This window comes from Hellea balneolensis DSM 19091 (assembly GCF_000428525.1).
Lineage (GTDB): Bacteria > Pseudomonadota > Alphaproteobacteria > Caulobacterales > Maricaulaceae > Hellea > Hellea balneolensis.
Genome location: NZ_AUAC01000003.1, coordinates 434,983 through 447,502, shown reverse-complemented (window position 1 = coordinate 447,502; position 12,520 = coordinate 434,983). Strand labels below are relative to the sequence as shown.

The 12,520-nt window shown below is 48.3% G+C and carries 11 protein-coding genes and 1 tRNA gene; 10 read left to right on the top strand and 2 right to left on the bottom strand.

Annotated features, from left to right (window positions below; genetic code table 11):
• Positions 1-18: 18 nt before the first annotated feature.
• Positions 19-1,017: an SDR family oxidoreductase gene (locus F569_RS0108230; protein ID WP_026941810.1), complete on the top strand. Its 999-nt coding sequence runs from the start codon at positions 19-21 to the stop codon at positions 1,015-1,017.
• Positions 1,018-1,023: 6 nt separating this feature from the next.
• Here the strand turns inward: F569_RS0108230 and ggt are convergent, their stop codons facing one another.
• The gene (ggt, locus tag F569_RS0108225) at positions 1,024-2,814 is read right to left on the bottom strand and encodes a gamma-glutamyltransferase (RefSeq protein ID WP_026941809.1); all 1,791 of its coding nucleotides are present in this window, start codon (positions 2,812-2,814) and stop codon (positions 1,024-1,026) included.
• Positions 2,815-2,885: 71 nt separating this feature from the next.
• On the opposite strand from ggt, the gene F569_RS19695 reads away from it, so the two are divergent.
• The 5 genes from F569_RS19695 to F569_RS0108200 all read left to right on the top strand — a co-directional run bounded on the left by F569_RS19695 (position 2,886) and on the right by F569_RS0108200 (position 6,628).
• Entirely contained in the window at positions 2,886-3,518 is a 633-nt protein-coding gene (locus F569_RS19695) for a hypothetical protein (protein ID WP_034388051.1), read from the top strand.
• Positions 3,515-4,495 (top strand): P1 family peptidase, encoded by a 981-nt coding sequence (locus F569_RS0108215; RefSeq protein ID WP_034388049.1) that lies wholly within the window; start codon positions 3,515-3,517, stop codon positions 4,493-4,495. Before F569_RS19695 ends, F569_RS0108215 begins: the two co-directional genes overlap by 4 nt.
• Positions 4,492-4,965, top strand: a complete 474-nt coding sequence (locus F569_RS17175) for a GNAT family N-acetyltransferase (protein ID WP_051279590.1) — start codon at positions 4,492-4,494, stop codon at positions 4,963-4,965. The genes F569_RS0108215 and F569_RS17175 overlap by 4 nt, the downstream gene beginning before the upstream one ends.
• 86 nt (positions 4,966-5,051) lie before the next feature.
• A tRNA-Arg gene (locus tag F569_RS0108205) sits at positions 5,052-5,128 on the top strand.
• A 126-nt stretch (positions 5,129-5,254) separates the two neighbouring features.
• The gene (locus F569_RS0108200; protein ID WP_026941806.1) at positions 5,255-6,628 is read left to right on the top strand and encodes a site-specific integrase; all 1,374 of its coding nucleotides are present in this window, start codon (positions 5,255-5,257) and stop codon (positions 6,626-6,628) included.
• Here the strand turns inward: F569_RS0108200 and F569_RS0108195 are convergent.
• The gene (locus F569_RS0108195) at positions 6,612-6,845 is read right to left on the bottom strand and encodes a hypothetical protein (protein WP_026941805.1); all 234 of its coding nucleotides are present in this window, start codon (positions 6,843-6,845) and stop codon (positions 6,612-6,614) included. The genes F569_RS0108200 and F569_RS0108195 overlap by 17 nt on opposite strands.
• 375 nt (positions 6,846-7,220) lie before the next feature.
• Here F569_RS0108195 and F569_RS0108190 point away from each other — a divergent pair, with 375 nt between their 5' ends.
• The 4 genes from F569_RS0108190 to F569_RS0108175 are packed head-to-tail and all read left to right on the top strand — an operon-like array spanning position 7,221 to position 12,392.
• Complete coding sequence (locus F569_RS0108190; protein WP_026941804.1) at positions 7,221-10,079, top strand: DNA methyltransferase; 2,859 nt, start codon at positions 7,221-7,223, stop codon at positions 10,077-10,079.
• A 26-nt stretch (positions 10,080-10,105) separates the two neighbouring features.
• Positions 10,106-10,939: a hypothetical protein gene (locus F569_RS0108185; protein WP_154813686.1), complete on the top strand. Its 834-nt coding sequence runs from the start codon at positions 10,106-10,108 to the stop codon at positions 10,937-10,939.
• 5 nt (positions 10,940-10,944) lie between these two features.
• Entirely contained in the window at positions 10,945-11,352 is a 408-nt protein-coding gene (locus F569_RS0108180; RefSeq protein ID WP_026941802.1) for a hypothetical protein, read from the top strand.
• Positions 11,349-12,392 (top strand): endonuclease NucS domain-containing protein, encoded by a 1,044-nt coding sequence (locus tag F569_RS0108175; RefSeq protein WP_026941801.1) that lies wholly within the window; start codon positions 11,349-11,351, stop codon positions 12,390-12,392. The genes F569_RS0108180 and F569_RS0108175 overlap by 4 nt, the downstream gene beginning before the upstream one ends.
• Positions 12,393-12,520 lie beyond the last annotated feature (128 nt).

The window sequence follows — 12,520 nt, the reverse complement described above, 5'->3', positions numbered from 1 at the left end:
CTCACAAAGGACCTTCGCATGACAGATATTTCCAAACTCAATCGCCGCAGTCTTATGATGGGGGCCGGAGTTGCGGCAGCGGCTTACATGACAGGATGCGCGCAATCCTCAGAAGCCACTGACGGTGTTGATTTGTCGGGCACATCTATTCTCATAACCGGGTGTTCCTCAGGCTTTGGACGTTTGGGCGCAGAGCATTATGCCCGTCTTGGCGCAAAAGTATTTGCCACAATGCGAAACCTACCCCGCCCCGAAGCAGTTGAGCTAAGGCAACTGGCCAAAAAAGAGAAGTTGGACATCACCGTTTTGGAAATCGACATCACCAAAGATGACCAGGTCCAAGCGGGAGTCGCTAAAGCTTTAAAAGCCGCTGGCGGTAAGCTTGATGTTCTGATCAATAATGCTGGCATGTCGATTGCCGGACCGATTGAAGCGCAGGATATGGAAGCCACTCAGTTAATTTTTGATACAAATCTTTATGGCGCTCAACGCATGGCCAAAGCTGTTCTACCGTCTATGCGCGCCGCCAAAAGCGGTTATATTTTCAATGTGACCTCACAGCTTGGCCGCGTCATAATTCCGGGCTTCGGACAATATTCTCCGACGAAATTTGCGCTTGAGGCCATGAGTGAGCAAATGGCTTATGAAATCGCGCCCCACGGCATTGATGTCACTATTATTCAACCCGGAGGTTACCCAACTAAGATCTGGTCAAATCAGAACGCACCTTCAGCCGCACTAAAGGCCCGCCTAACAGATGATATTCTCAACGCCTATCCGCAATTCACGCAAGGCATGGGCAAACGCGAAGCGGGCGGCGGTGAGGCTGATCCGATGGATATTCCCCGTGCTATTGCAGCAGCTATTGCTAGGCCTCAAGGCACTCGCCCCTTACGCATAGCACTTCACCCGGTGGCAAAACCGCAAGAAGCCATCAATAAAGTATCTGCGCAAATGCAGCTCGCAGTCTTAGGCGGCTCACCGATGGGAGATATTGTTAAAGGTGTTTTGGATTAGGCCAAATTATTCAACTTCAAGAGCTGTCCCCTCACGTCTGGGGTCGGCTCCGCCTATCAAACGGCCATCTTCTTGACGATAGATAATGTGAAGGCCACTAAATTCACCTTTTGAACGGCGCACTTTGTGACCCTTTTCCTCAAGCGCAGTTATCATCTCAGCAGGCATTCCGAATGACGCCGCCGGGCTGCCGCGATCTATTTCTCCAGTCTCTTCATCTTTTAAATCTTTCGCCTCAATCGCAACACGCCCATTACGCGCTATAAGATTAGGCAGCTCAATCGCCTCTTGCGGGGTTAAGCCCCAATCCAGAATCCCGACAATGGTTTTGGCCGTATAAGCAATGATTGAGTTACCGCCCGGAGATCCTGTTGAGAACAAAAATTCGCCTTGCGGACTAAAGACTATACTCGGTGCCATAGAAGAGCGGGGGCGTTTCCCAGGCGCGGGGGCATTGGCGATGGGTAGTCCTTCTGCATCCACGGCGCGGAATGAAAAATCCGTCAACTGATTATTGAGCATAAAGCCTGCCGCCATACGCTGAGAGCCAAAAGGCGCTTCGACCGTCGTTGTCATGGATACAACAAGACCGTCCTTATCCACGACAGTGAAATGAGAGGTTCCGGGATTATCAGGCGTCGCGTCCTGTCCGCGCAAAAAGGCCGATGGATTACCCGCTTTTACATCCGTCATCGCTTTGTCCATATTGATAAGTACGGCCCGCGATTTCAAATAGTCTTTATTGAGCATCAACCCTGTTTCGACCTCAACAAAATCAGGGTCGGCAACATATTTATCCCGGTCTGCATAGGCAAGAAAACTGGCCTCTGCAAAAACGTGCCAGCCCTCGGCGGATTGTCCTAGCCCTGACATGTCAAAGTTTTCCAATGTTCTCAAAATGGATTGCACGGCTACTGCGCCGCTACTGGGCGGCTGCGCCCCGCAAATAATATGCTTACGATAAGTTGAGCATAGTGCCTCTGTCTTTTGCGGCTGATAAGCTGCCATATCTGAAAGGGTCAAAGTGCCGGGTTTTGGCTCTTCTTGAACGACGCGAATAATCTCTTCAGCAATCGGGCCTTCTAGCAAAGCACGCGGGTTTTTCTGTAACGCGCGAAGCGTCTCCGCATAAGCCGGATTATCTCGCATAAAGCCTTCGGGAATCGTCGTTTCGCCGTCTTCCAAGTAAAAATATTCACGGGCGCGATCATCGCGCTTTAGCACAAATCGTCCCATTCGCGCTGTTATTCCAGCCATACGCGGCGAGACTGCAAACCCCTCTTCGGCGGTTTTAATCGCGGGTTCCATTTGCCGGCCCCAAGCAAGTGTTCCGTAATCCTCATGGGCTTTGTGAAGCATGACTACCGCGCCGGGTACGCCGGTTGAAATACCCGAAGCTATGCCGTCAAAATAGCGGAGAGGCTCACCTGTTTCAGAGTCTAAAAACATGTCAGGACGCACGGCAGCAGGCGCGGTTTCTCGTCCATTATAAGCCCAGACCTTTGCCGTCTTAGGGTCATAAACCACCATGAAAGCCCCGCCGCCCAGGCCTGAGCTTTGCGGCTCTACAAGTCCCAACATGGCCTGAACCGCAATCGCAGCATCCACAGCTGAGCCTCCGGCTTTCAAAATATCCAACCCCGCTTGCGTCGCCAAAGGATTAGCGGATGCCACCATGCCTGGAGAGGAAACCTCAGTCTTGGCAATCGTAAAGTCTGGCGCTGAAACAAGCTCCGTTTTAGTACAAGCTGACAGCGCAAGCGCGCTCCCCAAAAGCAAAGTAGAAAAGAGTTTCATATTACGGTCTTTCTTCATTATGCTCGCACCATATGAGCATAATCGCGCTCGGCAAGCCTTTTGGAGACATCATGTCAAAATATATGGTGCAAATTCAGCCCGATTATCATCGGGATGGGCATAAATTACTTATTACATTTCAAAATAAATTTACTCTAATAGAGGACATCAAGAGCGCTCTAAAACCATTAGGCAATCTAAACATTATTGATGGTGATAACCTCCTCACGCGTAATTTTGACTTTTACATTACATCCGATGCAGGTGAGTTTGGCCTTGCACTTGGTGATGAAAGAATTGCGCAAGATCCAATGTCAATTTATTTGACGCGGCAAACATCTACAGCGCCCATTTTTAGATGTAAGTCTTTGTTTAAAAATAGTTCGAAATTCAATGTTGTGGAAGATTTAATGCATCCCACATTTGATCCCCTTAACCTTTGGGGCCAATCAGCATTGGCGATTTCATTTTTAATCATGGGCTTTATTTCTATTTACGGAGATCCAGATTTCGAAGCTGACATCAAAGGACTTCCTTTAGGCCTGCTGGCAAGCTTAGGTTCCGCAGTCTTGATTCTTAAATTTGGTGCTGTAAGTTTCTTCATTAGACGTATAGGAGAAAAATTTCCCGATCCTTTAAATCTAAATAATTTAGCTTTCTGCTATATGATTGCGATGGCATTCAACCTATTTGTATTTTTGTGAAACAAAAAAAAATTCAAAATACTATCCTAGATGTTGGCGGATTACGTATCGGCCAAGCCCATGATGCGAAGGTAAAAACGGGCGTTACCGTCATCCTGCCGGATAGCCCCGCCACCTGCGCCGTTGATGTGCGCGGCGGCGGGCCCGGAACGCGGGAGACCGATACGTTATCTGATGGCGGCTTAATCGAGAAAGTACATGCTATTTGCCTCTCAGGTGGATCTGTTTACGGCCTCGCAGCGGCCGATGGAGTCTGTGCTTGGCTGGGGCAACAGCGCATAGGCTATGCGCCCGGCCCGGCCCCAATACCCGTCAGCCCCATCGTGCCCAGCGCTATTCTTTTTGACAATGCCAATGGCGGAGATAAAGATTGGGGTCTTGAGCCGCCGTTCAGAGCCTTAGGAGTTAAAGCCTGTAAAGCCGCTTCAAATGATATAAGGCTCGGTGCAGCGGGCGCAGGCTACGGCGCAACGGCAGGGCTTTATCCCGGCGGCTTAGGCAGTGCTTCGGAAACAATCAATGGTATTATTGTTGGCGCTGTCATCGCAGCTAATCCTGTTGGCTCGCCCTTCATGCCTGGCACGGATTGCCCTTGGGCGTGGCCCTATGAAATTGAGAACGAATTTGGCGGGAGACGACCGCCGGAGGATTACGTCCATCAAAAAGCTCAAGACACAAAGCTTGCGGTCCTGAAAGCGGCTAAAAATCAGAAAGCCCAGAGCACTGTTATCGGCGCCGTGGCGGTAGACGCCGCTCTGACACAAAAACAGCTCAAGCGCGTGGCGATTATGGCCCAAGACGGCATTGCAATGGCCGTGCAGCCCAGCCATACGCCGCTAGATGGGGATACGATTTTTGCACTTTCCGCAGGGGAAAAAGCTTGTGAGAGCCCCGCCGCCCTCGCAGAGCTTGGCGCAGCGGCGGCGCGCTGCGTTGCACGCGCCCTCATGCGCGGCGTCTATGAGGCTGCGAAATGATAGGGCCTATTCTTAAATCACACCGCGCAAAAATTCTACGTATGAACCAAGAGTTCGTGCACTGGCTCTCCCCGCTGGACGAAGAAGAGCTGACCAATCTGCTTGACCTCGCCCATTACAAAAAGCAAATCCATGATGCAGATGGTGTTCTTATCGGATATGCCCATGATGTTGAGTATGATCATAAAAATCTGAAATGGCTCCGCGCCAGATTTAATAAGTTTTATTATATTGACCGCATCATCCTAAATGCCGCAGCACAAGGGAAAGGCTATGGCCGGACGCTTTATGCTGACTTCGAAGCGGAGGCCCGGGCGCGCGGCCTGCCCCGCCTCGTATGTGAAGTAAACTCAAAGCCCAATAACCCAGGCTCCCATGCGTTTCATGAGCGTCTAGGCTTCAGAGCCCTGGCTGATGTTGAATATCCCGACTATAATGCGATACTGCGTTATTACGAAAAACCACTTTAGACGCCCATTAACCGTAAAAAACACTTGCGGCGCCGGAAACAATAGGCTTTAACGCGGCACTCGCGCAAAGCATCGCTTTCGCAGACGCACCGGTAGCTCAGCTGGATAGAGTACTTGACTACGAATCAAGGGGTCGGGAGTTCGAATCTTCCCCGGTGCGCCATTTCTCTCATTCTTAAGACCGTTAAGTCGTTGGAAAGACTACGTTTTTTCCCACGTTTTCTCGCAACCCTCCAATTTCCCCCAATTATGGGCACAAATTGGGGTACAATTATGGGTACAATGGCTAATGACCTCCAGAAGAAACCACCACCTCGAACAACGCGGGCAGCGTTGGTATTATGTGCGGCGCGTTCCCGCCCGCTTTAAAAGCATTGATAAGCGGCGCATCGTGCGGACAACCCTATGCACAGACAGCCTCACAATCGCGCGTGAACGGCGCGATATGATGATGGACACAGACGAGCAGAATTGGGAGCTTGCACTTACCAAACAGCTCAACATAACCACTACTGACTCGCCTGAAATGTGCCGCTATCGACTCGCGCGGCGGAAGGCTCAAGCGGTAGGATTTGAGTTTAAGCCTGTCCTCGAAATAGCGCATAGTGAGCCAAGGGAAACCATCTTGCGCCGCGTTCAAACATTGCGTGGGGACGGCGTAACACAGTTGGAAACCGAGGCCGTCCTAGGCATAATAGAACCGCCCAAGGACACAATAAGAGATGCCTTTAAGCTCTATTGCGACAAGCTCAGCATAAGTGACCAGAGCGGCAAATCACCGGAGCAAATCGAGAGTTGGAAGCGCGCAAAAATCCGCGCCATTGATAACTTTGTGACCCTTTGCGGCAATCTCACTATGGATGCCATCACGCGCCAACAAGGACGAGAGTTCTATGATTGGTGGGCTGAACGCTTGCGCCCCGACAATGGTCAGGGACACACATACAGACCTAATAGTGCTAATCGAGAGCTTGGGAATCTGCGTCTCTTATTCCGAGAATACTGGATGTATCACGGCGATGAAACCCGTGAAAACCCGTTCCGAAAATTGCGCTTTAAAAATACGCCAACGGAACCAACGGCTATATTTTCAGACGATTGGGTGCGTTCTAAAATCCTCAAACCATACGCTTTTGAAGGCATAAATGCCGAGGCGCAGATCATTGCATACACACTGATTGAGACAGGATGCAGGCCGAGCGAGATAGCTAATCTCTTGCCTGAAAACATCTGTTTGGACGCAGACGTTCCTCATATTCGTATCCGCCCCACAGCAGATAGAGAGCTTAAATCCGTTGCGTCACGGCGCGATATTCCGCTTGTAGGAGTAGCTTTGGAAGCGATGAAACGCGCTCCAAATGGCTTCCTGCGCTACCGTGATAAAGGCAACTCACTATCCGCAGCACTGCTAAAAACCTTCCATACACGTGGCCTCATGCCCACGAAGAAACACCGGATTTATAGCTTTAGACATGCCTTTGAAAAGCGCATGCAGGAGGCTGGATTGGACTATGGATTGCGGTGCACATTGATGGGGCACAAGAACACACGGCCCCAATATGGCGACGGTGGTTCGCTAGAATATCGGCTAAAAGAGATGCTCAAAATCGCGCATCCAGTAAGCGAAGAGTTTACGGAAAGTTTGGCTAATTTGACGTTTTAGGCGCGGGTGGAGGGCCGCTTTGGAGCAGGTTGTCGAGCAGCGCCTCACGGTCTTCGACAGCCTTCAACTCGCGCTGTAAGCGCTCCATGAGCGGCCAAGGCGCATCGCCAAATTTGCGTATGACCTTGGCTAAAATCACCATGGCCTCCCGAATATCGGCAGCAAGTTTTTTTATTGTCGGTAAGAGGTTGAGGTGTGTCTGGCATGGGTAAATCATAGCATATTCACTCAAAATTTCTCGAATGAATAATTACAGGACTCTGGGGCGGCTGGAGAGCATTCTGGGAAAAGAAGCAAAATGAAATTTTGGAGGGCTAGATAAAGCGGGTGGTGGTACCACCATGCTAAAGCATTGTCTGCACATCGTTTTTCATGCCCCCAACGCCAAAAGGCGTGGGGGCATGGATTCGGAGTATTCCCCCGTGACATGGGGGGTTTCGATGGGGGCACCTTGTATTTTAACCTCGCAAAGTCTCGGAAAATTCTAGCCTGAGAATTGGGTATTTACGGGTATAATTGGGTATTGCTCCAGCACTTTCCGTTCAGAGCAAAGCGGGTTAGGCTTCGCAGATTAACCAAGCTGGGGATTCGCGTGAAAGCAACTGAAATACTCGAAGAATTAGAGAAGCTGGTTGCCCAGCCTTTCGACCCTGCCGAGTTCGCTTTTCAGTTCATCGAATGCTTCCCGCAATCCAGCAAGACGACACTGGCCAGACTGCGCAAAGGTAGCAGTAATAAGAGCGACGTGCCTGGCGCAATATTACAGCGCAATAATATCCATATCCTGGCGGCACAGACTGGAGAGGTAGAAGCTGGACTTCGGGCGCTGAAAGACAGCCCCCAAACGGCCAAACAAAAAGCGAAGTTTATCCTCGTGACGGACGGCGAAACACTCCAGGCGGAGAATATTAAAAGCGGCGCATTTATCGCCTGCGATTTTGCAGATTTACCAGATAAGCATTTTGGCTTCCTACTGCCGCTGGCTGGGATTTCCACGAATAAAGAAATTCTCGACAACCCGATTGATATCAAGGCGACCTCGCGCCTGGATAAACTTTATCAGGAACTGGCGGCGAACAACCCCGATTGGACAACCCCCGAACGGCGCGAAGATTTTAATCACTTCATGGCGCAGCTTATCTTTTGCTTTTACGCCGAAGACACTTCGATTTTTCAAATCCCAGGGCTTCGCATGGTCGAAGATCGCGCGAAGACCTACGCAGGCTTGTTCACGGAAACGGTGCGCGAGCGATCTAATGCGGACGGTTCAGGCACGCAGGAGGCTATCCGCCTGATATTTGAAGCCATGAATATAGACACTCGCGACGGCAAAGGGTCTGCGCGTCTGGATGCGGGGTTACCTGGCTGGGCGGATAACTTTCCCTATGTGAATGGCGGCTTGTTTGGAACAGAGGATGATAAGAAACTGGACGTTCCACATTTTACCCAAATGGCGCGGTCTTATTTGATCGCGGCGGGGGAGCTGAAATGGACGGATATCAACCCTGATATTTTTGGCTCTATGATCCAGGCGGTGGCCGATGATGAAGAGCGCGGCAGCTTGGGGATGCACTACACCTCTGTGCCGAATATACTGAAAGTTCTGAACCCGCTGTTCCTGGATAGTTTGGAAGAGCAATTAGAACGAGCCGGAGATAACCCGCAACAGCTTGGAAAGCTGCGAAAACGTATGACGCATATCCGCGTTTTTGATCCTGCCTGTGGGTCAGGAAATTTCTTGGTGATTGCCTATAAGCGGATGCGCGATATTGAACACCGCTCCAATATCAAAAGTGGTCGAGCCACACGGCTGGAAGATGGTGAAAACGGCGAACCGCGATGGAGCGGCCAACCGAGCGAAATTAGCTTACGAAATTTTCGCGGTATAGAGATTAAGCCATTTGCCGCAGAAGTCGCGCGTCTCGCGCTTATCATCGCGGAGTATCAATGCGACGAAGTTTATATTGGGCAGAAGCAAGCCGATATCCGCTTCCTTCCCCTGGATAAACAAAATTGGATTGTGCGCGGAAATGCGCTCCGCCTTGATTGGCTAGGTATATGCCCTCCCGCTGGAGAACGTGAAGTTAAAGTGCATAATTGGACGTTGGATTTAGAAGGCGGTGAGGCCAAGCAAAAAGAAATCGCTTTTGAGAATGAAGGGGGTGAAACGTACATTTGCGGAAACCCACCATATCTTGGTCGTAAGTATCAATCTGACACCCAAAAGAGCGATTTAAAAGCTGCACTCCAAGGCTATACTTCTGAAACTCTATCTCTCGATTTTGTGGCGGGTTGGTTTGGCTTAGCCTCCGATTATATTTTAAAAGCTGGTGCGAAGGCTGTTTTCGTTACAACAAACTCACTGAATCAAGGTCTTCAAACAGCAACCTTTTGGAGACCTATATACGATAGAGGTGTGAGGATATTTTTCGTAGAAAAAACTATTAAATGGTCCAATTCTGCCTCGAACAATGCGGGTGTTACTGTAAATATTATAGGTCTTTCAGAAGAAGGTGAACATGGCCGAATTATCTCTGGCGAAGAGAGTCGTGATGTGGACACGATATCACCTTACTTGACCGCTGGTTCTACTACTTTTGTCTCAAAGTCTTCTTTACCAATTTCGTCACAAACTGAAATGCGGTTTGGTAATCACCCATATTACGCCAATGAGCTTATGCTTAAAACGAACGATGCATTGAGACTTGTTAAGCAAGCACCAGGAGTAAAGAAATATCTAAAACCTCTCTATGGTTCCCAAGAATTAGTAAGCGGATCACCAAGGCAGTGTATTTGGATTTTGCCATCAGAATATGAAAAAGCGTCTATGATCCCGCAGCTTTCAGAGCGCTTCGAAAAAGTCAGACAGAAAAGATTAGGAAAAGAGAAGGATAAACAATCCTTGGCGCTAGCAGAGACGCCATTTCAATTTCGAGAACAAGTATTTGGGAATGAAGCTACTATTTGTGTTCCTATCGTCAGTTCCGAGAATCGTCCTTACCTCCCTGTTGATTTGCTACCTGCGAATGCTCGAGTTCACAATAAAGCGTTTGCTCTGTATGATGCGCCAATATGGAATTTGTCCCTTGTTGCATCACGTCTTCATTGGGTCTGGATTGGAACAGTCTGTGGGCGGTTGGAAATGAGGTTTTCTTACTCCAACACGCTTGGCTGGAACACCTTCCCAGTCCCAAAACTAACCCAAGAACACAAAGCCGACCTTACTCATGCGGCAGAGAATATACTTCTCGCGCGCGAAGCGCATTTCCCTTCTACAATTGCTGACCTCTACAAACCCGATACCATGCCCGAAAACCTACGCGCCGCGCACGCCGAGAATGACCGCATCCTGGAAGAAATCTACATCGGCCGCCCCTTCAAAAACGACACAGAACGCCTAGAAAAACTCTTCGAAATGTATGCGGCGATGACCAAGGGGAAAGCGGCATAATGCCTGAATTCAATAACATGACGGTTATGGCCGCCGCGCGTATTCTAGAAAAAATGCACACCCAAGCGGAATGTGACGGAATAGAGCTGGAGTGGGGCTTGCAAGATCGTACGGCAGGATCTGTAATTAAGCGGGTTACTCAAATGGCCCATATAGCACTCACAGAAAATCCTACGGTCTTTACAGCCAATGGTCGGCAAAGCTTAGCTAAAGCAATGATCGAAAAGGCAATAACTGCGAATGATTTTATTCTCGAAAATAATAGTGAAGATTGGCTCAAGATTAAAACTGGTCTGAGGTTTAGTGGATATGAGATAGAGGAACAACGCACAGAAACTGAAGGGTCTTGGGGGCAAAAAAGTTATACTTCCGAGTTTTCTCTTCGCCCGATGATGCCTGAAGGTGTTCCCGCGGTTAATGTTTCCGAAGCTGAAAACGAAATGATTTCTTTGCTTGAAAAGAATAATTTTCCGACCGCTTTAGAACACCTAAGGCAGGCTATAAATAACTTCTCGAATGGACAATGGGCTTCCGCAAATGGTGATTTGCGCAGCTTTTTCGAAGAATTATTAAATGCAATTGCCGTTAAGCTTGGCTGTGATGAAACTAAAAAATCCGCTGATAAGAGAAGTTTTTTGGGTACGCTAAACCCTCCATTTCTTTATGCACATTACAACGAATGGGATGCCAATGTCCAAAAGCCACAGTATATTCAAGGCTTGTGGGCGCGTATGCACCCTCATGGATCACACCCTGGTCTGTCGGAGGAAGATGATTGTACTTTTCGGCTTCAAATCACACTAATTAGCGCACGACTATTTATCCGAAGGTTTGACCGCAGAGTAAACGAAACTTTGTGATAAACATGCATTTCGAAAAAGTAAAATACGCTAACCTTAATTCTCGTCAAAAAGAGAATTATAACTTCCAAAAAGTGGCGGGCGAGTTGGCTGATTATGGTTATAATTGCCTGCGTCTAAATGATGATTGGCAGGGGGCCGATTTTCTTGCGGTTCACATAAATGGGGACGATGTTTTGAAAGTGCAGCTAAAGGGGCGCTTCACCATCGATGATAAGTATTTAGACAAAAATATTTTTATCGCGTTTTTGGATGCGGAAGATTGTTATCTCTATCCGCATGACACAGTCCGGGACAATGTGTTAGCCTTGAACAAAATAAATGGCTCTAAGGCCTGGAAACAAACAGGCGCTTATTCTTGGCCCTATCTTTCGAAATGGGCAACGGCCCTCCTGAGTGAATATAAAATATGACAAGATTATTTGAGATTGGACAAGACGGCCTCATTGAGCAGCGACGTGCAGCCTTGGATAAGGAAGATAAGATTGAAGCCTGGGTGAAAGCTGACCTGTCATTGATTGGTGTTGATGGGATAATTGTAGCGCAGCAACTTCGAACAGGACACGGCAAAATAATTGATTTGCTGGCGATAGACCAAGAGGGCAACCTCGTGATTATTGAGCTAAAGCGTGATCGTAGTCCGCGAGATGTTGTTGGCCAACTTCTGGATTATGCGTCTTGGGTGCATCGGCTTTCTACTAAGGACGTTTATGAACTTGTTCAGCGCGAACAAGGGCGCTCATTGAGTGAACTCTACACAGATAAATTTAGAAGTGCTCCGCCTGAAATTTTGAATGCCTCTCATCAGATGATTGTTGTAGCGAGCGAGGTTGATGAAGAAAGCAAACGTATAATCGAATATCTCTCTGAGGTACACGACATCGGTATCAATGCCGCATTCTTCAATGTTTTTCAGTCCGGCGGTAAAGAAATGCTCACAACGGATAGTCTCCTAGACCAAACGGAAGTGGTCGAAAGGTCTGTTAAAAAGACCAGGCCACCTTGGTCTGGCTACTATTATTTGACAGGCGGAGCGGAGGAAGACCGCCCTTGGGAAGATATGCGCAAACACGGATTTTTCTCGGCGCATGGAGGAACCTTCTATACGAAGCGCTTAAACAAGTTACGGATTGGCGATCCTGTTTTTTACTACCAAAAGCAAAATGGATATCTTGGCTTTGGAACCATCTCGCAAGAAAAGCAGCATGTTCGAGATTTTAAGACTAATAGTGGGGAGCCGATTTTGGACGTTTGTAAGGCCGACTATTTGACTGAGTATATCGATAATGAAGACAATGCTTGTTATCTTGTTGGAGTTGACTGGAATAAAACGTTTTCGGTCAGTGAAGCTAAATCCTATTCAGGTATATTTGCGAACCAGAACGTGGTTTGCGGGATTTATGATCCTGCTACAGTTGAGTTCTTAAAGCGCGAATTTGACGTTGAGGCTTAGTTTCAAAGGTCTTTCTTAAAAATATCCTTAAGAAAGAAATCGGCCTTTTATTTTTTTAAGTAATCTGTTAGGAAAGAGTTCGATTCTAACTGAGCCTTAAGAAAAAAACTTGGGGTTTTCTTTCTTAA